General features: G+C 35.6%; 24 protein-coding genes. All 24 read left to right on the top strand.

Annotated features, from left to right (window positions below; translation table 11 throughout):
• The first annotated feature begins 52 nt into the window (after window positions 1-52).
• Entirely contained in the window at window positions 53-547 is a 495-nt protein-coding gene (locus tag AC106K_RS00200; RefSeq protein WP_104916140.1) for a hypothetical protein, read from the top strand.
• Window positions 537-971 (top strand): DoxX family protein, encoded by a 435-nt coding sequence (locus AC106K_RS00195; RefSeq protein ID WP_104916139.1) that lies wholly within the window; start codon window positions 537-539, stop codon window positions 969-971. Before AC106K_RS00200 ends, AC106K_RS00195 begins: the two co-directional genes overlap by 11 nt.
• Window positions 955-2,079: a chromate efflux transporter gene (chrA, locus tag AC106K_RS00190; protein WP_278379763.1), complete on the top strand. Its 1,125-nt coding sequence runs from the start codon at window positions 955-957 to the stop codon at window positions 2,077-2,079. The genes AC106K_RS00195 and chrA overlap by 17 nt, the downstream gene beginning before the upstream one ends.
• Window positions 2,080-3,204: 1,125 nt before the next feature.
• The gene (locus AC106K_RS00185; protein ID WP_104916137.1) at window positions 3,205-3,555 is read left to right on the top strand and encodes a hypothetical protein; all 351 of its coding nucleotides are present in this window, start codon (window positions 3,205-3,207) and stop codon (window positions 3,553-3,555) included.
• Window positions 3,552-5,042, top strand: coding sequence for a relaxase/mobilization nuclease domain-containing protein (locus AC106K_RS00180; RefSeq protein WP_104916136.1), 1,491 nt, complete (start codon window positions 3,552-3,554; stop codon window positions 5,040-5,042). Before AC106K_RS00185 ends, AC106K_RS00180 begins: the two co-directional genes overlap by 4 nt.
• Window positions 5,043-5,119: 77 nt before the next feature.
• Complete coding sequence (locus AC106K_RS00175) at window positions 5,120-5,773, top strand: ParA family protein (protein WP_104916135.1); 654 nt, start codon at window positions 5,120-5,122, stop codon at window positions 5,771-5,773.
• A gap of 38 nt (window positions 5,774-5,811) precedes the next feature.
• Window positions 5,812-6,351, top strand: a complete 540-nt coding sequence (locus AC106K_RS00170) for a hypothetical protein (RefSeq protein ID WP_104916134.1) — start codon at window positions 5,812-5,814, stop codon at window positions 6,349-6,351.
• 116 nt (window positions 6,352-6,467) lie between these two features.
• A complete protein-coding gene (locus tag AC106K_RS00165; RefSeq protein ID WP_104916133.1) occupies window positions 6,468-6,788 on the top strand; it encodes a DUF4134 domain-containing protein in 321 nt (106 codons plus the stop codon).
• Window positions 6,789-6,791: 3 nt separating this feature from the next.
• Window positions 6,792-7,121 (top strand): DUF4133 domain-containing protein, encoded by a 330-nt coding sequence (locus AC106K_RS00160; protein WP_078677446.1) that lies wholly within the window; start codon window positions 6,792-6,794, stop codon window positions 7,119-7,121.
• 6 nt (window positions 7,122-7,127) lie between these two features.
• The gene (locus tag AC106K_RS00155) at window positions 7,128-10,208 is read left to right on the top strand and encodes a TraG family conjugative transposon ATPase (RefSeq protein ID WP_104916132.1); all 3,081 of its coding nucleotides are present in this window, start codon (window positions 7,128-7,130) and stop codon (window positions 10,206-10,208) included.
• Window positions 10,195-10,848: a hypothetical protein gene (locus AC106K_RS00150; protein WP_024566503.1), complete on the top strand. Its 654-nt coding sequence runs from the start codon at window positions 10,195-10,197 to the stop codon at window positions 10,846-10,848. Before AC106K_RS00155 ends, AC106K_RS00150 begins: the two co-directional genes overlap by 14 nt.
• 10 nt (window positions 10,849-10,858) lie before the next feature.
• Entirely contained in the window at window positions 10,859-11,545 is a 687-nt protein-coding gene (locus tag AC106K_RS00145) for a hypothetical protein (protein ID WP_278379764.1), read from the top strand.
• An 11-nt stretch (window positions 11,546-11,556) separates the two neighbouring features.
• Window positions 11,557-12,225, top strand: a complete 669-nt coding sequence (locus AC106K_RS00140; RefSeq protein WP_104917221.1) for a hypothetical protein — start codon at window positions 11,557-11,559, stop codon at window positions 12,223-12,225.
• Window positions 12,226-12,228: 3 nt separating this feature from the next.
• Window positions 12,229-13,059 carry a hypothetical protein gene (locus AC106K_RS00135; RefSeq protein WP_104916130.1) on the top strand — a complete coding sequence of 277 codons (831 nt, stop codon included), beginning with the start codon at window positions 12,229-12,231 and terminating at the stop codon, window positions 13,057-13,059.
• A gap of 2 nt (window positions 13,060-13,061) precedes the next feature.
• Complete coding sequence (locus AC106K_RS00130; RefSeq protein WP_104916129.1) at window positions 13,062-14,297, top strand: TraJ family protein; 1,236 nt, start codon at window positions 13,062-13,064, stop codon at window positions 14,295-14,297.
• 37 nt (window positions 14,298-14,334) lie between these two features.
• Entirely contained in the window at window positions 14,335-14,949 is a 615-nt protein-coding gene (traK, locus tag AC106K_RS00125; RefSeq protein ID WP_104917220.1) for a conjugative transposon protein TraK, read from the top strand.
• A gap of 2 nt (window positions 14,950-14,951) precedes the next feature.
• The gene (locus AC106K_RS00120) at window positions 14,952-15,305 is read left to right on the top strand and encodes a hypothetical protein (RefSeq protein ID WP_104916128.1); all 354 of its coding nucleotides are present in this window, start codon (window positions 14,952-14,954) and stop codon (window positions 15,303-15,305) included.
• Between the two features lie 34 nt (window positions 15,306-15,339).
• Window positions 15,340-16,554, top strand: coding sequence for a conjugative transposon protein TraM (traM, locus tag AC106K_RS00115; RefSeq protein ID WP_104917219.1), 1,215 nt, complete (start codon window positions 15,340-15,342; stop codon window positions 16,552-16,554).
• Window positions 16,555-16,558: 4 nt separating this feature from the next.
• Window positions 16,559-17,428: a DUF4138 domain-containing protein gene (locus tag AC106K_RS00110; RefSeq protein WP_104916127.1), complete on the top strand. Its 870-nt coding sequence runs from the start codon at window positions 16,559-16,561 to the stop codon at window positions 17,426-17,428.
• Between the two features lie 180 nt (window positions 17,429-17,608).
• Entirely contained in the window at window positions 17,609-18,394 is a 786-nt protein-coding gene (locus AC106K_RS00105) for a hypothetical protein (RefSeq protein WP_104916126.1), read from the top strand.
• A 177-nt stretch (window positions 18,395-18,571) separates the two neighbouring features.
• A complete protein-coding gene (locus tag AC106K_RS00100; RefSeq protein ID WP_104916125.1) occupies window positions 18,572-20,578 on the top strand; it encodes a type IV secretion system DNA-binding domain-containing protein in 2,007 nt (668 codons plus the stop codon).
• Between the two features lie 77 nt (window positions 20,579-20,655).
• Window positions 20,656-21,465, top strand: coding sequence for a M23 family metallopeptidase (locus tag AC106K_RS00095; protein ID WP_278379765.1), 810 nt, complete (start codon window positions 20,656-20,658; stop codon window positions 21,463-21,465).
• A gap of 12 nt (window positions 21,466-21,477) precedes the next feature.
• On the top strand, window positions 21,478-22,167 hold the full coding sequence (locus tag AC106K_RS00090) for a hypothetical protein (protein ID WP_104916123.1): 690 nt from the start codon (window positions 21,478-21,480) through the stop codon (window positions 22,165-22,167).
• A gap of 56 nt (window positions 22,168-22,223) precedes the next feature.
• Window positions 22,224-24,494 (top strand): hypothetical protein, encoded by a 2,271-nt coding sequence (locus tag AC106K_RS00085; RefSeq protein ID WP_260213958.1) that lies wholly within the window; start codon window positions 22,224-22,226, stop codon window positions 24,492-24,494.
• The last annotated feature ends 24 nt before the right edge of the window (window positions 24,495-24,518 follow it).

The following is a 24,518-nucleotide window of genomic DNA, read 5'->3' as shown; positions in this document are numbered from 1 at the left end:
TGATATTGTACCAATTTTGTATAGCAATCATCTTTCAGTAATATAAAATGGTATGAAATACTTGTTTATTGCCCCGATTATATTGACTTTGTCTGCCTGTAATCAGACAGACAGCAATCAGCAGACCTTACAAAACCAGGTAGATAGCCTTCAAGCCAAACTAAATAACAGTTATAAACCGGGATTTGGCGAATTTATGAGTAGCGTACAGGTTCATCATGCTAAGCTTTGGTTTGCCGGTATGAACCAAAACTGGAAACTCGCAGATTTTGAGGTTGGCGAAATTCAGGAAAGTATAAATGGTATTAGAAAATTCTGTACCGACCGTCCTGAAGTTCAATCACTCCCTATGATAGATCCTGCTTTAGATAATATTAAGAAAGCAATCCAACAGCAAAACACCACTGCTTTTAAAGATGACTATGTTAATCTGACCAATACTTGTAATTCCTGTCATCAGGCTACCAAACACAAGTTTAACGTGATTACAGTACCTACGTCACCACCATTCAATAACCAGGATTTTAAACCTCACAATGAAAAATAGTATCTTCGCAAAAAAGCCATTGCCCCTCATTATTCCAAGAATAATAGTTGGTTTAATCTTTCTTTCGGAAGGTATACAAAAGTTTATAGCTCCAGAAAGTACTGGTGCAGGACGTTTTGCCAAAATAGGTTTTCAACATCCCGAATTCTGGGCTGCATTTGTTGGTATAACAGAAATTGTATGTGGTATTCTACTACTTATAGGCTTGTTATCCAGACTTGCTTCAATACCACTTTTGATTGTTATGACTGTGGCATTTATCTCTACTAAAGTTCCTACTCTTTCTGAAAAGGGGTTTTGGAATTTTGCTCATGAATATCGTACTGATTTTTCAATGACATTATTGTTAATCATGTTACTCTATTATGGTGGTGGAAATTGCTCAATTGACAAATATATAAGGAAACGTGGAAAAAAATCATAATCTGAAAGAACTTGCACAAGTTTTTCTAAAATTAGGAATTACAGCTTTTGGTGGTCCTGCCGCACATATTGCGATGATGCAGCAAGAAGTGGTCACAAAGCGGAAATGGATGAGTGAGGAACATTTTCTTGACCTGATAGGTGCAACCAACTTAATACCGGGACCTAACAGTACTGAAATGGCAATTCACATCGGGCAAGTCAGAGCCGGATGGAAAGGGTTGATAGTCGCTGGATTATGTTTTATCTGCCCTGCTGTTATTATTACCTTATTTTTTGCATGGCTGTATAAGTTATATGGTCAACTTCCCGAAGTACAGCCATTTATCTATGGAATAAAGCCTGCAATAATATCTGTGATTTTGGCAGCTATTTATCCTTTAGCAAAAAAGTCATTGAAAACTATACAGCTTTGGGCTATTGGTATTGCTGTTTTAATTTTATCATTATTGGGTATTAATGAGATTCTTCTCTTATTTGGATCGGGTGTATTGGCTATGCTATTAAATCTTATGAATACGAAGAATAATGTTAATTCATTTATACCCATTACATTATTTCAGGTTTCAATTATTGATTTTACTTCAACCAAAAATCTTCATCTTTTCTTGGCTTTCTTAAAAATTGGAGCCATCTTGTACGGAAGCGGATATGTCTTATTTGCTTTTCTGGATGCCGAATTGGTAACAACAGGCATGCTTACCAGACAACAATTGATAGATGCTATTGCAGTTGGGCAGTTCACACCAGGACCAGTTTTTTCTTCAGTAACTTTCATCGGCTATCAAATTAATGGGCTTTCCGGCTCAATAATTTCAACTATTGCTATTTTCTTACCATCATTTGTATTTGTAGCTTTACTTCATCCCCTGATAAAAAAGATGCGTAATTCAAAGCCGTTATCTGCATTTTTAGATGCTGTAAATGTAGCATCGGTAGCTATTATTGTGACTGTATGCTATGAAATGGCAAAAGACAGTATAACTGATTGGCGAACAATAGTGATTACAGTAATCAGCTTGCTTTTTGTTTTTAAATTCAATAAAATTAACAGCGCATTTGTTGTATTCGGTGGTGCCGTTTTAGGCTATTTTCTTTTTAAAATTTGATCCTAAGGTGAAATCGCTTTCTTGAAATTTAATATATCAGCTTTTATTACTATGAATTTCGATAATAAATAACCATAAAACACCTAAATTTTTGTAATCTTTTATATTGAATTAAGCAACAAACTTTTTTATATAAACGAAAGGTGGCCACTGTCTTATAATCGTAAAAACTCTTGTCACAATTTTACTTCTCACAATATTGATAATAGTCACCTTATGCTTGCCTTCACTTTGGCGCCTGTGATAATAGGCAGTCATTTCAGCATTCGTATGGATTACACAAATCGCACCCAAATGAAGTATTTTCTTCTTTTTTTATTAGCTACGGAGCAAAATGTAATGTTTACCCTATAGATGATGTATAGATCATAATTTATAATTAACACAATATGTGATATTTGAGAGTTGTAAAATATAATTATTTAATCATGCATAATCATTACAGATTAAAGCAGGACCTACGTAGAAATTACCTATTTTTTTCTCTTACATGAGTAAATTTTACCCATCTTATTGCAGGACGTGTGTAAAAATGTATCAGGTCATTTTCTCACCTGAGTTAAATATGCACACGTCGGACTACTTTTCCTATTTCAATATTTGCAATATTTTTCCTTTCAATGGCAAAATACATAGGCTTGATTGTAAGTTTATGTAAGTTAGTGTGTTATATTCAATTTTGGGAGTTATGAAAAACCGGGCGGTTTTACGGAGCAAGATGTGTCTTTGTACGTACAAACTTTTCAAGTTTTACCTACAAAGACGATCTTGCCTTTTTTGCAAAAAGGGGAAAAACTTCGGAACTCGTTTTTTTATTTTGGGAAAATTAGGTACAATCTTCCAGAATAACCCATTACATTCTTTTTTAATCTTCGGATCTTCCAGATAAGTCCAGCGTGTTCTTTTTTAGCCCACGTCCCTTGAATACTATTGCTTTCAGTGTTTTTATGCCCCAATTTTGCAAAAGAAATTTTAATCAAAACAAAATGAAAACACTGATTTATTTTTCTGTCATTTATTTTGGTAACGACATCACCCCTTATTTACCAAGAAGTGAAGAGCTCTTTTAATTAGATAAAACCTCGACTATTTATTTACCATAGGAAAAACTGAAAATGGATAACAATGGAAAAGGAGGTGCGGATTTACATAAGAATCCAAAAATCCAGAAAAGAAAACTGGAAAAGGATCTGCTCGGAAAAGCAAATTTCCCTGACTAGCCTGATTGTCCATTCAGTAGAGAGCAGGATTCTGGATGATGAAAGACGAAAGGTAATGGCTTTCATTGAAAAACAGGACAACATCTTTATTAAGATAGAAACCAATATCAACCAGGTTGCAAGAATTGTGAACGGACAAAAGTTTATTACTGAGAGGGGATTGATGGATTTTATGGATAAGCTTTCTGAAATTGAAAAATTGAAGAGAGAGCAGAATATGATCTTTTCCAGAATCTATTCAATTCTTGGCGAATGATTGTGAAGATCATGGAACCTGCGGGTTCAGGTTTTCCCGGAGTTCAGTATAACGACAAAAAAGTTGAGAAAGGCTCTGGAGAGCTGATGCTAATGAAAAATTTTCCATCCTTTATTAATGAAAACAGCGCTCAGCAAGAGGTACGGGATTATTTTAAGTCAGTTTCAAATAATGAAAGGGTAAAGAAACCTCAGTTTCATGCTGCTATTTCCACGAAGTTTAGGGAACATACCAAAGAAGAGCTCACGAAAATTGCAGAAAATTTCATGGATGAGCTGGGATATGGGCAACAGCCCTATATAGTAGTTTTCCATAATGATACGGAAAATAATCACATACATATTGTTTCAACCCGTGTAGATAAGCAAACTGGTAAGAAAATTAATGATAGCTATGAAAAGCTTAAAGCCCAGAAAGCATTAAGCCTAACAATGGAAAAGCTGTATGGATTAAATACGCAGGAGCAAATAGAAAAATTACTGGGTTACCGATATGGTTCTCTTAAGCAACTGGAACTGCTTTTGGCAAGAAACGGATTTAAGCTTATTCAAAATAAGAATAATGAGAATGCTCTGGATGTTTTGAAAAACGGAGTTCGGGAGAAAACAATTAATGCAGTCGAGCTAAATTTTAGTAGTCATAAGCATGATTCCAGAGCGAAGCAGCTTCAGGCGATTCTCTCAAAATACAAAGAGCTGTATTCGTGCAAAGTGTTCAAAATTGAAGACTATAGAGCACAAGAGGCTATGTTACCGGAAGAAAAACAAAACGAGAACCGGAAACCAAAAATTGAATTTGAGAGTGAGTTTCAGAAAAAATTAAGAGATGTCTTTGGGGTTGATATTGTATTCCATATTTCTGACAAAGAGAGATCAGCTACCAATCTTAAACCTTTCGGATATAGTTTGATTGACCATAAAACAGGAACGGTGTATAAAGGAAGCGATATTTTGAAAATGAATGAGCTATTTGAATTTACCGCTGAAGTCATTGATAAAAGGCTTTTTGAAGTACTAAAGGATTACAATATAACTGATGAAGCTTCTAAAGAGATCCTGATAGAATATCTAAAACGCCAGAATCCTAATGGTGTACCAAAAGATTTTATGCTTTTTGAAACTAAGAAAAGGAAGAAGAGAGAAGTATTTGGCTCGGTTAGGAGAGAAGTAAAGCAATATGTTAAAACACAAAGTCCGAAAGATGTCCATATTGTAAAGTCTGAGGACGGTAAATTCTATGCTGTTCACTCAAAGTTACACTATGTAGGAGAGCTGGAACAGCTTATAGGGGAGAAAGACTATCAAAAGTTTCTGAATCCCGATCTAAGCCAGCAGCAGGTCTCAGTAAGCCCAAATGATAAGCTTACTAAGGAGCTTAGTAAAAGTATCAATGATTTGATTTTTCAATTCAGTAAATATTCAGGAGGATCTGGAAAAGATCCTGCTGAGGAGGAACTTAAGAAAAGGCGTAAAAAGAAAAATCGATAGGCCAGCCGGCCGAGGTTCGGCTTCCAATAAAAAATAAATCAGCAACAACTATAAACAAGCAACAGACAATTATACTTATGATTATCACGTTCGCAACCCAAAAGGGCGGTGCGGGGAAAACCACGCTTGCCTTAGCATTTGCCAATTATCTATCTATGGTATCTGAAAGAAAGATCAATGTGTTTGATTTTGATTATCAGAAGTCCTTTTTTAATAAATGGAAAGAAGATGAATATTCTGTTTTGCCCAAGCTGTATGATGTGGAAGTTATAGGAGATGAGGATGAAGAACAACCTTTTGCGGATTTAGAAAAAATTATTGACTTAAAGGAGAGCAAAGAAATATATCTGTTTGATTTGGCGGGAACCCTCGATCAGAAATACAGTGATCTACTAATTTACAGCGATTTTATCATCATTCCCTTTGAATATTCTGATGTATCTGTAAAATCTACTCTGGTATTCAAAAATCTGCTGGGACTTCTTGAAAGTGAGGCAGAGCGGATCTTTATCCGTTCCAAATATGATAAAGGCTATAAATATCTCAACCAAAAGGAAATGGATATAGAAATTTCAAAATACGGAACCCTGATTGAAAGCCCTGTGTATAAAAGAAACTGTCTACAGACCATTGATACCCGAAAGCTGACTTATGAACAAAAAAATGCTATAAAAAGACCATTCAATGAAATCATAGAAGAGATTAATGAAGCACTACAAATTACCCTTTAAGGCTAGCCACTTAGTAAAAACAAAATCAAAAATAAGAAATGATAAAGTATTCACTAATTCTATTGGGACTTTATTTCCTGTATTATGCCGGAAATATCCTGTATGATCTGTTTTTAAGGAAAGATAAAATCATACATGTAGATTTAACTGAGGAATTTTCACTTGGTGATTTTTCCAAGACTCGGGACCAGGTTCCGACTTCCATCGGAATTGAAGATGTTGAAAACATCCGCACTCCCCAATCCTTTTTGAAAAGGGAACTTAATCTTCCAACACAATCTTCTAATGAGCAGCAACCAGATTTGGAAGACTTAAGGAAGAGATTTGAAGCTGAACAGGATATTGATGATATGCCTTTACCAGCAAAAAGCAATAGTGCGCCGGCAGTTGAAGAAAAGAATCAGCCAGATCACACCAACCAATCTCAGCCTGTATCTAATATGTCAGATCAGGATTCTAAGAGAGAAAAAAAGGAGAGAACTAAATCCCACTGGAAAGAGCTCCTGAATTTATCAGAGACAACTGTTCAAATGGTCGCTAACTACGAAGGACAGAAAGTCTACCACTCTATAATTTAAGCAACACATACACTTCAAAAATTACCCTGTATGATCCTTAACCAATAAGGATAGCATACCCCTTATGCCCAATTCTAAGCATAAAATCTAACTCTGATAATAAAAATTTAATCATTATGAATCACAAATTTAAACGCCATCAATCTATAAAAAAATTATTGACCGCCTGTGTAATTCTTCTCGCTATCAGTCCTGTATTTGCCCAGGGGGGAGCAACGGCTATTTCAAATGCTGCCAGTGACATTAAGGACTATTGGGACCCCATTAAACTGATTTTAAAAGCCGTGGGCGGATTAGTAGGCTTCATCGGGGGTCTTAGAGTATATAACAAATGGACCAATGGAGATCAGGATGTGAACAAAGAAATCCTTGGCTATGGTGGAGCGATGATCTTTCTGATTGTAGTTCCAGAATTCGTAACCTCATTCTTTGCATAAGTCATGGGATTCTACCTATACAAGGGGCTGAAAAAGCCTCTTGTATTCTTCGGGCTCAAGGGCAAATATATTTTTTATGCTGTGGGTGTTATAGGAGGCGGAGTCATTGCAGCTCTCATATTGTCCAAATTCGGACTATTAGGCTCTTTACTAGGGCTTTTAGTGACCGGAGGAGGTGTTTATCTGATCTTTAGAAGACAAGACAAATACGGACTGTACGATAAGACTAAAAATAGTAATCAAATTTTCATTTTTCCCAAAAGGATAAACAATAAAAAGCTTTTCCAGAAAGGTGGAACCAAAAGGCCATACAATAAATCAAAAAATAAATAATTCCGTATGAAAACCAAAAAACAAGCATTTACTATTCCTTTCATCGGCTATGATTATGGGGAAAATTATGATTGGGGTTTTGATGTTCTTTTCGGGCAGTATGGAAATCCTATTATAGGTATCAGGCTTAGAAATATGGTGGAACAGTACTCTGCAGATCCGGATCATTATCTCCATTTCCATACGGTTTTGAATCAGGTAGTATCCATTATCGGAGAAGGAAGAATTGTTCAAAAGCTTGATATTTTCGCCAAAAAAAGATACACGGCTGAGAAATCCAATCAGTTTTTGCAACAGAAATACTCCGAGCATTTTGACGGTAGACTTTTCAAAACCATTGAAACTGTACTTCTGTTTACAGATATTATTAATGACAAAATAAAGAAAAATGGAAGCCGAATCTCGGCGTTCTCAGAAAAAAACTATAAAGAGCTTCGGGATAAATGTCAAAAGGTCTATATGCTTTTAAAACAAAATAACTGTGAACCTGAGTTCTTATTTGAAAAAGATTTTGAATATTACCTGTCCGGAGTTCTAACCATGCAGCCTACAGATACTCCGACTTATGATAATATTAAAAGTACTGAGGAGTATTTGCAAATAGGAAGCAGGTTTGTTAAAAATATTTCCTATGTCGATGTTGAAAAGATTGATTTACCCTCTGAAATAGAACCTTTTTCCATACTGGGAGGAAACGGAGCTGCCGGAGAAACGGCAGTAGATAATTTCACTTTTATAGGTGAGCTGGAAGATTACGAAACGATTATCTACAACCAGGTCATTACCATTCCACATCAGGCACAGCAGCAAAGGGAACTTGATAAAAAGAAGAAAAAGCACGAAAGTGCTGCTAACAATTCTCCTTCCAACGCCATTATTGCTGAGGAGATTCAGACTTTGCTTCATAATATCGCTATAGATGGTCAGTTAGTTGTCAATGCCCATTTTTCCATTTTGTTTTCTGCGCCTACACTGGAAAAAATGGAAAATATCCAGTCCATGATTGAGAATAAACTATTCACCAAAGGGATTATTGTTTCGAAGAATGCCTACAATCAGCTTGAGCTTTTCAGGGCAGCTCTTCCGGGTAACGCTACAGAGCTTAGGGAATATGATCTGTTTATGACGACAAGCGAAGCTGCGCTTTGTTTTTTTTTTAAAGAAAGCTACCCTTTGAGTGAAGAAAGCAGCTTCTACCTAAGATTTACCGACAGACAGGGGGTTCCCATAAAAGTTGATCCTGCGGATTTACCGATGAAGATCGGAAGAATCAATAACCGAAATAAGTTTGTGCTGGGCCCCAGCGGATCAGGCAAGAGTTTTTTGATGAATAATATCGTGGAGCAGTATCTCACCTATAATTATGATGTTGTAATCGTAGATACAGGAGATTCCTACTGGGGAACATGTATGTACAAAGGTGGTCGATACATTCAGTATACTGAGGAAAAGCCGATTACGATGAATCCTTTTCTGATGGATAAGAAAGAATTCAATATTGAAAAAATAGAATTTTTGACCAATCTGATCTTTCTAATCTGGCAAGGACCGGATGCCATGATGAGCTCTGCACAGAAATCGATATTGGACAATGTCCTGATGTCTTATTATCATACTTATTTCAACTCCGGTACAGAGTGGTATAAGCATAAAAGCTCTGAAGAATTAATGCTCTACTTAAGTAAATATAATATTCATGAAGAAGATATTCTTGCAGAGTATGAGGAAGGAATGGCGGAGAGACATAGCTATTATGATGTACTGGGAATAACTTTCGATGCCGATTCAGATGAAATCAAAGAAGCCTTTAGAAAATTGGCGATTGAATATCACCCGGATAAAAACATGAATAATCCTGATTATGACAGTGAAAAATTCTATAAAGTCTATGAGGCTTATGAAACTATGAGTAGTGAAGAAAAGCGTAGGGCTTATAATGAAACCCTGATGATGATTATTCAGGCTAATGAAATTATAAAAAAGCCCAATGATCCGAAGGAGTGGAATGAATCTTTTAAAAAGGCTCTCATTAGAAAAATTAAGGAACTGGAAGAAAGGCTCAATACAAGAGAGCTTTCCTTTAATGGATTCTATGAGTACTGCGATAAATTTCTGCCTCTTTACCTGGGTAATAAAAAGCACAGAATTACGGAAAGAGAATTTAATTTAAGGACCTTCCTGTTTGTTCTGCGGGATTTTTATAAAGGCGGAAGATATGAAACCACACTCAATGAAAGTGCTGACAATACGCTATTTGATGAACCTTTTATTGTATTCGAAATTGATAATGTGAAAGATAATCCCAAGCTTTTCCCCATTGTAACACTTATCATTATGGATACTTTCATCCAGAAAATGAGACTCAGGAAAGATCGTCGTAAAGCCCTTATAATCGAAGAAGCGTGGAAGGCAATTGCATCAAAATTAATGGGTGGGTATATTTTATATCTCTATAAGACTGTAAGGAAATTCTGGGGTGAAGCGGTAGTGGTCACCCAGGAACTGGATGATATTATCGGAAATGCTGTTGTAAAAGACAGTATTATCAATAATTCAGATACGTTTATCCTTCTGGATCAGACCAAGTTCAAGGACAATTTTGATCGTATAGCGGCTTTATTATCCTTGAATAAAGTAGAGCAGAACAAAATTTTTACCATTAACAACTTAAATAATAAGCAGGGACGAAGCCGTTTCAAGGAATTTTATCTGAAACGAGGTTCTAAAGGAGAAGTATATGGCAACGAGGTATCTCTTGAGCAGTATTTAACCTACACTACAGAAAAGCCTGAAAAATCGGCTGTTGAATACTATGTGCAAAAGTATGAGAACTATGATAAAGCTCTGGAGATTTTTGTAGAACAGGTGAAAAACTTCGGGGATGATATGGGAAGCATGGTCTCTTTAGTAAATCTGTATAAAAGACCTTTAGATCAGAAGGTTCTTAGGTTCTATCATGAGTTTAAGAACAGGAAGGAAAATATCGGTAAAAATATCTTCAAAATCATTTCTCAGGAATTAGAAGATGACGACATCAGTTTTTCAGAATTAGTTAACAGAGAAGTCTATGAGTATGAAAAAGTTTAGTTTATTTTTTTTAGGATTCGGAAGCTTACTATATGCCCAAAATACTTATATAGATCCTACGGTAACAGCAGCGATGATCCTATATTCAGAAAATCTGAAAGCCAAACAGAATGAAGTCATAGAGGAAACTTCTAAGTTGAAAGATGCACAAATGTGGGTAGGAACCCAGATGGTGGCAGCTAATGATATTCAGAATAGAATACTTAAAGGCTTAAAAGAAGTTTCAGGGACCTTACAAAATGGACTTCAGGTAAAAGAAATTTATTCAGAACTAAATAAGTGCTATAAATATTCTTCTGATGTGGTGCAACTGGCTTCCGCACATCCTCAATATGCCATTTTTGGAACTAAAGCATCTCAGAAAACGTATGAGCAAAGTTTGAAAATCGTAACAGATGTATCGGATATTCTTTCTTCGGGAGAGCTTAATCTTGCTACTGCAGGTGATCGCTATAAAATTCTGCATAATATTTCGGGAAATGTAAAAAGTCTAAAGCTTTGGCTTCTGGCCATAAAGTTGAGACTTGAAAAGGCCAATAGACTGGGCTTTTGGAATTCCATTAATCCTTTTGCCGGATACATCAATACGGATAAGGCTATTGTTGAAGACATTATGAACCGATACAAACGGAATTTTTAAAAACCATACAATGAAAAAGAAAATTTTTCTAAGCTTATTTATTTCGACGGTTTACATCATAATCACTTCTTCCGGTGGGAGCTCAACACCCGCCTGGCAGAAAGAAAATGTTTCTTTTCCGATGATGAATATAGAAATTAATGCTACGATGAAAGAGCATGACAGGCAAAAGGAAATGCGAAAGAATCAGGCTCTGAATGCGGGTATTGAGAGTACCAACAGAAATGAATGGAATAGCTTTAAGGATAAGGTTACTAAAATACAGGATAGGCTAAGGGTTGTTTCATTTGCTCTTCAGGCCATTCCAACTGGAGTAGCGATGAGCAGGGAGGTTAAGAAAATTACTCAAAACCAGGCTTCCATTATTGATGAATTGAGTACAGCACCTTATTCCATTATAACGGTTTTACCTTCCGGAGTGCAGTATGTGGATGATCTGCAAATGGTGACCCGCCTGATTACAGGAATTATCCTCTCTTACGGAGCGATCAATCAAATGGAAAAATCGGAACGTAAAATTTTATTGGACTATGCTTTAGGAGAGGTGAAAACCCTTAGCAGGAATTCTACCCATATGCTTTTAAAAATACGTGACATTAAAGCTAAAGTCCTAAGAAACAAGAGAGCCTTCCAATATTATGTGAACAGGGATAGGCAGGTTGTGGAAAATATCATGAAAAATATTAAATCCTTTTAAACATGAAAGAGATGAATAGAAGAATATTTTTTTTAGGAATTCTGGCATTTTCTTCCATTACGGTAAGAAGTCAGCAAATAGTTATCAATGATAAACTTTTATCGCAACTAACGGTAAATCATGGTGTTCGATTGGGAAGTGAACAGACATTTTTAGATTCTTATGAAAAACAGAATGAGCTCTATAATGAGATTAAAAATAAGACCGCACAAGTGATCGCCATTCAAGAGTACATCTATCAGCAGCTGAAAAATGTTAATTCAGCCCTTACCCAGAGTAAAAAGCTCATCTATCTCTATCAGTATGTGGGAAAAATCGTAAGCAATTCTAACAGAATGCTGGATTTATCGATACAACACCCTGAATATGCGGTTTTAGTTTCAAAATATTATAGCGCAATAGGAGAACAGGTGCTAAAGCTTCAGAAGGAAGTATCGGCGGATATATTAAATGAAAACAAAGACTTTTTGATGGATGCTATGGATCGGGAAATGCTTTTAGAAAAGGTATTTACAAGGGCTAGAAACATCAATGGTAATATTCTCTATATCATTTTACGCTTAGAAAATGCCAAGAAGATTCCTTATCTCTATCAGGTCCCTATTCTTAGGAATTACATAGGTGTCGACAGAGCGATCGTAGGAGATATTATTCAAAAATATAAATACATATTTAATTAAACGATGAAATATCAATTCAGAAAATTAATAGGCTTTTCATTCTTGTTTATAACTATGGGAGTTTTTGCACAAGTGAGTGTAAAGCGCCTGAATGATCCGGCCATTGTTGCCCAACATAAGAGAATGGTTTTTGAAAGCTGGGGAGACTGGCGACCCTATCCTAAATATTTTTTAGGGATTCAAACCAATTTTGCTTACGCCACGGTATGGGGGATGTGGGCTCCAAATATCAATAGAGATTATAAGGATGGAGAAGACATAAGACCACTAAAGCCTACAGGAGTACAGAATCAGCGATTTGCTCAATTGAAATACGAGGAAGAAGAGGCTAAAAAAATAAAGGCAGCCTCCGATACCATTTACAAAAGGAGCGTTCAGGATTTTGCGCATTGGACAATTGTTACTGTAGATGCTGATCCGTTATGGCTCTTGTATTACAAGCGGATGTTAAAGCCAATCACAGAATTTCCTGATACGCCACAAAATTTTATGCAGTGGCGGTTGAAAAATCAGGAGGCTTACCAGGCACTTCATACTACAGGAACATTAAAAAGGCTTCAGGAGGAACTTGATCTTATTAAAGAGAAATATGCTATGTCCCGGTCTATGGATATGCCAAGGGGAAAACGCTTTATGATGTACCACGAAACACTCTTACGGTGGAGGAAATTTGTACAGGAATTAAGAAAGCAAAATAATAAGACGACCCTGCTTTTGGACTATAAAAATATTTTGAAAGATTATTCTCCTTCTGCATTGCCTTCGAGCTGGACTCCGGCATCAGATAAGCAGCGTGCTGAGCGTATAATGCAACAATACAAACACCGATATTAAATATGAATAGAAAGCTAACCTTATTTTGTTGTTTACTGGCAATAGTACTACCAGTAATGGGCTTTGCTCAAACAGACAGTGATTACAGTAATTTACTTCAGTTTTTAAAAGGTGATGGTGCTTTTGAAAAATGGTTTATGGAAGTGTTTACAAAGCTCGATACCAGTGTTCAGGATAGTGCAAATGATGCTGCACTGGTTGGAAAGGCTATAGGCGGACTAGGTGCTTTGATGTATCTGGGGTATATGGGATGGCAAATGGCCGCCGGAGACAGGGAATGGGAAATTACGCCTATGCTAAAACCTGTTTTGATTGGATTTACCCTAATCTACTGGACAGGATTTGTGAATTTGATTCAAGCTCCCTTTGAAGCTATTGCAGAACCGGGAGTCGCTATTTTTAGTGATATAGAATCTGAGGTCAATGACTTAAGAGTTGAAAGGTTCAAGAAGCAGCAGCAATTATTGGATGCTGTAATAAAACTCAAAGCCAGTGAAGATGCCAAGCAGGAGGTTATTGAAAATGCCGGTAAAGATGCAGATGATTCCTGGTTTGATATTAGTGACGGATTGGATAAACTGATCCAACCTATTAAGGAATGGCAGATCAGAATGCAATTCCAGATGCAAAAATTAGTAGCTGAAGTCATTGAATTTGTATGTCTCTCCATTCTCAGGATTTGTGTCTACCTTATTTTCTTTATTCAGAAGATTTGGGCCTATATACTCATTATTTTAGGACCTATTGCTGTGGGAATGGCTCTTGTTCCGGGATTTGAAAACTCTTTATACAGTTGGGTTTCTAAATTCATCAACATCAATCTATACACTTTCGTTGCTTATACTATTATCAATATAGGTCAGCAACTCATTGCTTCCGGTTATACTATGGAAATAGACCGCTACAACACGCTTCTAACGGATGGTACTGTTACCAATTTAGATGCCCTGATGATCTATATCAATAACTCAGGAATGATCTATAATCAGCTTTTTACCTGTGTTGCCTATATCGTTACCGGCATAGGTGTTTTAATGACACCCACTATTGCTGATACGATTGTAACGGCCGGAGGAGCAGGGGTAATGACCAAAATGAAAAATGCAGCTGGTAAAATGGTAAGTACTGTAAAAACGGCAATACTAGCTGCTAAAACGGGAGGTGTAGCGGCTGCAAAATCCGCTGCGGCAGGCTCTGCATCCGGTAGAGTGAACAGAGCCATGAAAAGTGGAAAATAAAGAAGCCCTAATGTCTAATTCTAATTCTAAAATAAAAATGCTTATCAAAAATATTGAACAAAGAATAAAGATTAACAAGATTGTTTCTCTGGCGAGTATTGCTTTTGCGGTTTTCATTGTTATCGGTGGTTTTTTCTTTGCTTATAGAATCATTGAAGATTCCAGAAAATCCATTTACATATTGGATAATGGCGTTCCGGTTTTAGCTAAACAAACCGATGTTTTGCTCAACAGACCCGTTGAATATAAAGCTCAGATCGAACTTTTTCACAGATTATTTTTCACGTTGGCTCCTGACGATGCCTATATCAAGGACAATATTCAGAAATCCCTTTATCTGATTGATGACAGTGGAAAGAAAGAATATACCAATTTAAGGGAAAAAGGTTTTTATAATCAGATTATAGCTTCGAGTTCAATGGTTAGTATCCATACGGATTCGATAACCCTAAATCCGGAGCAAAAGAAATTTGTTTTTTTCGGAAAACAGATGATTACCAGGAAGTCATCTATTATTACCCGAAAATTAATCACAGAGGGTTTCTTTGAAGATCTTATCCGCAGTCCTAATAATTCACATGGTGTGATCCTCAGAAACTGGCGTATCATCGATAATGAAGACATTTCTAATCAGACTAAAAATTCGTACTAGCCATGAACTCTTTATTTAAACAAACACGACGGAAATGCCTGGACTGGATAGTCCATCATCCTAAAAAGTTTTTTACCTATTCGATGATTTTTCTCTCAGTGTCCTTTGTAGGTTCTCTGATTCAGGGCATTTTCTTTCCCTTGGGGACGGTGTTTAAAATTAAACCTCCCACTCTTTATTCCAAAAGTCAGATGCCCCAGAATCCTAATGTAAACAATGAAAAAGAGATGAAAAAGATTGTGGAAGAGCTTAAAATTTTAAAAGTGAGAAGGGACGAGAGACAACTGCAAAAGCAGGACAGCTTGAGGATTGAATATTTGTTTAACCAATATCAGCAATTAAAAAATGACCGGTAGCACCGGAGGCAATTTATCTAAAAATCTAAACTCAATGAAAAAACTGAATTTTAAGGAAAAAAAATATGTGCTGCCTCTTTTGGCTTTGCCATTCCTGCTTCTTTTTGCTTATGTGGGGGCTGGGTTTACCCAAAAGGAGCCGCCTAAAGATAAACCCAAAGAACTCTCTCTTTCTCTTGGCGAGTCTAAGGATTCTATTATGAGTAAAAATGATGCTTATGATGCATTTTTCAAAAAGGAGGATAACAGAACAATGCTGGAAGGGCTTGACAAAGAGAAGGATAGTTTATTACACTATGAAGACCAGTTATCATTAGCTCAAAAAAGAAAAATAGATTCACTTAAAAGCTTATCTAAAAGACAAAACGAATACGGACCCAAGGGAAATTCATCCTCTTACTATAATCCCAAACAAGAGCCAAATACTGACAGAGACTATAAAAGGTCTTCGGAGATTATCAGAATGCTGAACGATAAATCCTATGGAAGAGGAGAAAGCAGTAGTCCTATGGAAAGTGCTGGAACAAAACTCCAAAATAGAGCACAGGCTCATGATCCGGCTAAATACCTGAAACAACAGATGCTGGTGATGGATTCTTTAGAAAAATCACGAGATCCTGAATATCAAAATAAGTTGATGGCTGAAGAAAAGATAAAAGCCAGTAAGGAAAAGCTTGAAGAATTCCTTAATTCAACATTCAATGTCAGCAAATCAGGTATAAACAGTGAGTTCAATGCTTTTTATAGAGAAAGGGAAAACAGTTTTATCAAAGCGGTCATTGACGAAAATAATAAAGGTTATTTAGGCAGCAGAATCCGGCTGAGACTTTTAGAGGATATTTTCGTTGGAAATAAAAGACTAGAGAAAGGTTCTATACTATATGGACAAATCTCAGGATTCTCAATGCAAAGGGTGAATCTTACTATAGTTTCTGCATTCATTAAAGGAGAAATTTATCCTGTCAATTTATCTATTTACGATGTTGATGGAATGAAAGGTCTGTATGTACCGGAGAGCATTTTCCGGGATATGATCCGGGAAATGGGAAGTAACTCAGTACAGGGAACGCAGATGGATATGGGAGGACAGGGATTCTTTACCAGTATAGGCTCCAAGTTATTCACTTCCACTTCTAAGTCCATTGCCAATCTGATTAAAACCAATAAAGCCAAATTAAAATATGGCTCACAGGTATTTCTGATTGATGAAAAACAAATGAAAGATTCACAAAACCAACAAAAAAAATAAACAGATGAAAGCTCTATTATATACGTTACTTATTTTCATAGCTCAATTTTTTACTGCACAAACCGCTACAAGGCAGCAGATTATTTCAGATTTACCAGAAATAGACATTACCGAAGGAATCAGTCTTCATCTAATTTCTCCGGAACCCATTCAATATGTTGATCTTTCCACTCAGCAGCTGACAGGTGATTTACCATTGAGTCATATTGCCAGGGTCAAAATTACAGATAAGTCAAATGCGATCGATAAAGAGGGAAATAAAGACCTATCTGTACACAGTAACGGAGATCAAATTGGTATTATCACGGTAGTAGCACAGTCCTTTATTGCTCAATATAAAGCAGTTTATAGGAATTCTGAGACTCGGAGTACTGTTGCCAATGTCCATATTCAGCCGGAGGCAATGCAGCCTATAGAGTTTAATAAAATGATGTTTTCCAATTTTGAGCTTAGAAAATTTGCGCTGAATATTATACAGACAAAATCAGAAAAAGATCCGATTCGGGAAGAGAAAAACCTTAGGCTCAGTGTCCAGCTCAATAATGTCTATGTTATGAGTGATTACATTTTCTTGGATATGACCTTTAAAAACAATTCCAATTTGGGCTATGACATTGAAGCTTTGAAATTTTCTGTAGAAGATAAGCAGATTCATAAGGCTACCAACAATCAGAGCATTGAAATGACTCCGATTTTTCAGCTGAATACCCAAAAATATTTTAGGAAAAATTTCCGGAATATTTATGTGTTTAAAAAATTTACTTACCCGAATTCTAAAGTGATGATGATTCGTATGATAGAAGAACAGCTTTCTGGAAGAACTCTGGAAATGAAAATCAACTACTCGGATATTCTTAAAGCCGACACCTTCTAAGCCGAAGTTCGGCCTCCAGCGGAAGTTCCGCTTCCATTTAGAATAAATAATAATATTCAAAAATAGGTCTTAGACCAGAAAAATGATCTTTGAAATATTCGGTTTACCCAAAATGATAAAAACTAATTATCACCATATATTGAATTAATTATTATATTTGTCTCGAAAAAAATATACACAATGAGAAAATTTTTATTATCTGCTCTACTATTTGGGGCTATTTTCAGTTGTTCTAATGATGATAATCGTAATGACAACAATTCTAATTCCAATGAAGCTATTTTACCTGTGAAAATTGTAGAGAATGGTTCGGAATCTATTATTAAATATAATGGAACAAAAATATCAGAGGTAATTAATACTGATGGTTCAAGACAAGCCTTTAAATATGAAGGAGACAACATTGTAAAAACCTCAAGTTATGATGAAAAGGGGCGGGAGATCATGACTGAATTTTTCACTTACAATAATGGGAAAATTTCAAGCAAGACTACTACAGAAGTTGATAATATTGGATTACCTAGTGAAAAGAAGCTTACTGCAATTTTGACCTATAAATGGATAGATGCCAATCAGGTTACAGAAACATCAGCCAGTAATAATGGGAGTAATAATATTTTAACTGATTATTATTTTTCTAATGGAAATTGTGTAAAGAAAATACGAAATTACTCAAATGGTAGTATTATTAGTAAGACTGAGTATAATTATTCATATGATAATAAAAACAATCCATTAAAAAATATAAAAGGTATGGAAGCTTTATTAGATAGTGACTATGCGTCCAATAATTTAACTAAAGAAGAAATTAAAAATACAACAACAAATACATCAGAATCTTCTAGTACAACAACCTACTTTAATGAATATAATAGTAGTAATTACATTACGAAAAAAATAGCTAAAACCGTGGGCGTTAATGTGTCGGAAAAAGAAACAACAACAACTTATACCTACAATAAATAATCAAATTTTGAAAAGGAAAAATTAAATTAATCTATAATACAGTTACAATACTTACAGGTTATTATAACAAAGAATAGCTAAGTCTATACAAGCATTGCTCTAAGCGGTAAACCGAATATTCAACGGTTTACCGCTTTTTTTCTGGAATAAGTTCTAAAATAAATAATAGTAGAAACTATGCAAGAACAGCAACATCAGATTAGGATTTACAGCTTTCTGCAAAAAGTGGTGTACGCCGTAGTCACGTTAGATTGTGCATCGCTATTTTATCTTCATGCTAATATTCCGGTTGTATCCAATTTGCTCAGGAATTTTTCGAAGATGAGCTTTATTTACCCTCCTGTCAATGCCAAATTTGCGACACTTCTATTGATAGGGTTGGTAGCTATAGGCACAAGAGCAAAGAAAAAGAAAGATCTTAATATCACTACAGAAATAGTTATTCCTATACTACTAGGTCTAGTAATGATGTTTTCTTCATTGGTTTGGCAGGTTGAAGCCGGACATTCTTCACTTCCAAAAATTTTTCCGGGGATGAATTTGTATCAGGTTATTTATGCTGTTCTTTCATTTTTGGGAGCTGTAATTCTACAGATGGGAGCTGATAGCATCTCTAAGCTGATGCAGCAGAAAATGGGAAAAGACCGATGGAATGTAGAAGAAGAGAGTTTTGACCAGAATCAGGAGCTTGTAGAATCTGATACGAGTATCAATATCCCTTATATATTTTGGTATCAGGGCAAAAGTCATGAGGGCTGGATCAACGTTAATCCGTTTCGTGGAACGATGGTGATCGGAACTCCTGGATCAGGTAAGTCATTTGGGGTGATCAATCCTGCTATCAGACAGATGATAGCCAAAGGATTCTGCCTCATGATTTACGATTTTAAGTTTCCAGATCTGGGACAGATTGCTTATTACCATTATTTATTACGGCAAAGTAAACTTTCAAATTCTGAAAAAAATGGAAGCCAAACTTTGGCTTTTCATGTTATCAATCTTAATGAAGTTGAAAAATCAAGAAGGGTTAACCCTTTTAAAAAGGAATATGTAAAAACCTTGGCAGAAGCTCAGGAAATGGCAGAAGCGATGGTATCTTCTTTACAAAAAGGAAATACAAGTTCCGGAGGTGGTTCGGATGCTTTTTTTACACAATCAGCCATTAATTTTCTTTCCTCCTGTATTTATTTCTTTGCTACTTACGAAAATGGAAAGTATTCGGATTTACCCCATATTCTTTCTTTTATGAACCGTAGTTATAAGGAAATTTTTGATACGCTTTTCACCCATGAAGAGCTGTATTCTTTACTCTCACCTTTTAAGTCAGCTTATGAAAATAAGGCTTTTGATCAATTGGAAGGGCAGGTGGGAACATTGAAGATATTTTTATCCAGATTGGCTACCAAAGAGAGTTTTTGGGTGTTTTCGGGTGATGAAGTAGAATTAAAAATGACAGACAGGAATAATCCTTCTATTATTATTCTGGCTTCAGATCCTGGAACTCAGGATATTAATTCAGCATTGTATTCCTCAGTACTCAACAGGACTTTACGTTTAATTAATTCCAAGAATAATCTTCCGGGTGGAATTATAGCAGATGAGTTTCCGACGATTTACATTCATAAAATTGATAATGTTGTGGCTACGGCAAGAAGTAACAAGGTTGCTGTTCTATTGGGCCTTCAGGAGCTTCCACAGCTTCGCCAGTTTTATAAGAAAGAAGTGGCGGATACCATTTCTGCTATTGTGGGAAATATTTTTTCCGGCTCTGCAAGAGATAAAAATACATTGGACTGGCTTGAAAAACTATTCGGTAAAATCAAGCAAAAATCGTTTTCCCAATCTATCTCTCAGCAGGGAACCACTACCAGTATTAATGAGAAAATGGATCACATGATTCCCGCCGGAAAAATTGCAGCGCTTAAAACCGGAGAAATGGTAGGAATGATAGCCCAGGGTGAAGAAAATGATACTGAAGAATACAAAACCTCCGCTGTGCATGGTAAAATAAGTCTGGATATGAAAGCCATTAAGAAAGAAGAAAACCACTATGTAGAGATGCCTACTTATTACTCTTTTGTGGACAAAGCAGGAGTTAATCGTAAAGAAGAGGTCCTGATGACCAATTTTAGAAAAATCAATAAAGAAGTGGAATTAATCGTCAGAGAATTAGTAAAAGTATAATTATGATACAGAATAAAATAATAAGTGCCAGGTTTTATAAGATGGTTTTCCCCATTTTCCTGTTAATAAGCAGTTTAATGTTTGCTCAATTCAATACACTTTCACCCTTGCAGTCCAAGAAGCCTGAAAGCCCAAAGATTATTGAAACGGCAAAAGAGGATGAGCAGTTAAATAAAAAAAATGGGAAAAACTTTTGGAAAAACATCTTCAATACGACCACAAAGTCGGATTTGAAGAATGAACTCGATTCTTTAAAAATACTGTTGAAAGAATACAGCCATGTAAACAATTCCAGAAGAGACATTCAAAGAATAAAAGATTCTTTATTGTTAGTGACTCAGCTTAGATATGAGAAAAAAAGAGAGGATTTTAAAAATCACCCCCTTGGCGCTTTATATGACTTTGTAGAAGAGCCTAAAGAACAATTATCAAAAATTGTAATGCCTCTGCGTAATACAATGAGTATCACATCTCCTTATGGAACGAGGGTACATCCTATTTTCGGTACGAAGAGAATGCATGGAGGCATTGATTTAAAAGCTCATTATGAAAATATATATGCTGTAATGGATGGAGTTGTAACGGCCAGTGGCTGGGACCCTGGTGGCGGAGGCAACTATATTAAGATACGGCACTTTAACCGCTTTGAAACGGCTTATCTGCACTTATCGGAAGTCTATTACAAAGTCGGAGAGCCCGTGAAAGCCGGATTTATCATTGGAAAGAGTGGAAATACCGGAAATTCTACAGGTCCGCATTTACATTTTTCAGTAAAAGAATTCGGGCAAAGGATCAACCCCGCTGATTTTCTAAATGATTTAATAAAAGTCAATAACCTTATGGTAACCTATCCTAATACCAGTACAGCATTATACAAACCCTACTAATATAGATTAAAAATGAAAAATAATAATTTACCCACAGATGAACTCAAGAAATATGGAATTATTGACAAGGATAATACATTTTCCAAAAAATTAAGTCCTGAAGATATTCAGAGGTTTTTACAAGGATATACAATCGTTGCAGACAATGATAAAAGAAGAGCCACTTTTCAGCTTGTTGAGAATAATAGTCGGCTTAATGTGATTTTTTTAGAACGTGATAAAAATCTCTCGGAACTCCTTAAAAACAGTGAAAAGAGAATTGAATACACTGATATAAAGGAAGTCTCAAATAAATTGCCTTTGGGGTTTCTGGGACTTGAAAAGAAGGCTTTTGTCTTTGATGAAGAAACAGATAAAGTATTTGAGTTTGATTTGATTGGACATGCTACTGAGCTTACTGCCATTATTGCAGATAAAAAGGATGCTCAGGAACTTGGTCGCTACAAAAATGAGTTATTAAAGCTTAAAGCATTTATTCAGGATAAGTTAGAACTAGGATTTCCACCTGAAATCGCAAAAGAGATTTCCCGTGATCTGAATATAGTATCAAGAGAGATAGATATTGTTGATGAGATTTTTCAAAAACAGGAAAAATCGGATGTTCAGTTGAATGTAAACGATCCTGATCTCTATCAGGATGGTAACCGAATGAGAGAAGAGGAGCAGAAGGAGAGGGATGAAAAAAGGGGTTTTAGAAGATAAAACTCTGTTGATAAGCCTAATATATAGTAGAATCTCAAAGTAAATAAAATTTAAGAATGGATTTATTTGAAGATTATGAGCTTATTCCTGAAGAACTGAAGGCCATATGTGATAAATGGCAGCAAAAGGCAATGTACGAGGGAATTGACTATAATGATTGCGCCATTTTTCAGGAAGAATGCGAAGCTATCGGTTATACGTTTGATTACGGGCTGGATGCAGATCCTTTTGATTTACGTGCCATTGATCCGAAAGCGCAAAAATTAGAAAATCTGACTATTAATAATCAAAAAAATATGGAATTGGTCAATGATTTAAGCTGGTATGATAAGAATATTACTCCGATAACCCGGGCTTATAAAAATTTTGTAAAAGAGATGAAAAATACGTCTCCGGAACAATGGTTTAAGGATGGAGAACGGAAGTTTTCCGGTCAGGAAAAAAAGTTCATCACTATTTATCAATTTAAGAATAAAGCTAAAATGTCTCATTCTGTAAATACTCATCCTTATTCTGTAAATGAATTAATTGGTAATAGTTTTCAGGAAAAATTCAGAAATATGACGGCAAAATATGCGGTAGAAGTTCTAAATAATTACGATGATGATAAAATCCTACAGTTTGTAGATAACAAAAGAAATACAATAGTCAGAATAGATAATCAGTCAGATAGGCACAATTTACTTTTCGATTTATGGGCAAAAGAATTTCAGAATAGGACTGATTTAAGCTCAGGATTAGACAATAGACAGATTGAGGAACGAATGGCTTACCATTACCACAAATACGAAAGAGTAGAGAATAACTTTAATATTGAAGTCAATCAACTCATCAAAAATTCACCTGAAAGCCGGAAAAGTACCCGTGATCTTGATTGGGAAGAAAACAATCTTGGATTTGAAGATCTGTTTTTAAAAGAAGATTTTGAAGAAAATCTGGTTCCTGCATCCGGTCTTCCGCAAGGATGGATCTGGCGGGAATATGATGATGGTAGCGGTTCGTTGATAAGCCCGAGTGAAAATAGCTACTACAGCTATGATCTTCAAACTCAAGAATACAGATTACCCGATGGCAGTGGATGGAGAACTCTGAGAGATCATTATAACCATCCACAAACATTATTCGACTTTAGAATCTTTGCGGAACAGAACTTAAAAGAAAAGGCGGCAAAAAATGATCTTTCCCCGAAACTTTCAGTAGAGGAAAAAAAAGATCTGCTCAACTACAGAACCTTTATGAAAGAAAATGAATTCATACTTGAAAAATTACAGATTACTGAAAATCAAAGAGCAGCTTATGCGCAAAAAACTGAATTTGGAACAACAGACGATGATTATTCTTTGACAAAGCAACAATTGGATCAAATACCTGATGTTCTTGATGGACACCAACTATCGAAGAATGATAAATACGCATTAGTTTTTGGCTTATTGGAAAAGCAGGAGTACGGCGAATCTTATGAATTATTAGGAAATGGCGAAATTTTAAAAAACTATCTAAACGAAGATAACTTGCCTTCCTTTAAAATATTAACAATAAATGATATAAAGTTTAACAACCAAAATTCTAACATTATGGAAACACAAAAAGAATTTAATCAGGTACAATACCTAAAAGACCAGATGAAATATCTTGGTTTTGGAGAAGGTGAAAAGCTCCAAAAAGATTTGGAAAAAGGAATTAAATCCACAAAAAAAGAATTTGAAATTAAAGTTTCTTCCGATAAAACTCTGCCCGGAAATAAGGTAGATTTTATTTTGAAATTCAATAAAACTGAAAGTGGTGGTGTTTTCCTTAATTCTTATCACGCAAAATTAGCAAATGATAAAAATGAAGAGATATCCCATAATTTTCCGGTAAACCGTGAGAATACTTTTACCGCCAAGGAAGCTGTAAACCTTCTGGAAGGGCGCAGTGTGAAAATAGAGTTTCTTAATCCCAAGACTGATCAAAAGGAGCCAGCCTTTGTGAGATTCGATTTTAGTGAACCCAAAACTGAAAAAGGAAATTACAAATTCCAGAATTTTTATAAAAACTATGGTATTGATACTGCTGAGATTGTCGAAAAATCCAACTTAGTATTTGATAAGCCGGAGTATAAAGACAGCACCATCAAATCTCTGGAAAAAGGTAATATAGTTAAAGTAAAGATAAAAGAGAATGATCAGGTGGTTGAAGCAAAAGCGGTTTTAAACCCACAATATAAAAATCTGAACCTTTATGATCAGGATATGACCAGGATCAATACCAACAAGCCTTTACAGGGGATGGAAGATGAGAGAGGGCACGATAAGGCCAATGTAAAGGAGCAAAGCATTAAACGATAAAATTATACCTGTCTATTATTTTAA

The sequence above is a fragment of the Chryseobacterium sp. FR048 genome, from assembly GCF_056844665.1.
This window is presented reverse-complemented; position numbering and strand designations above follow the sequence as displayed.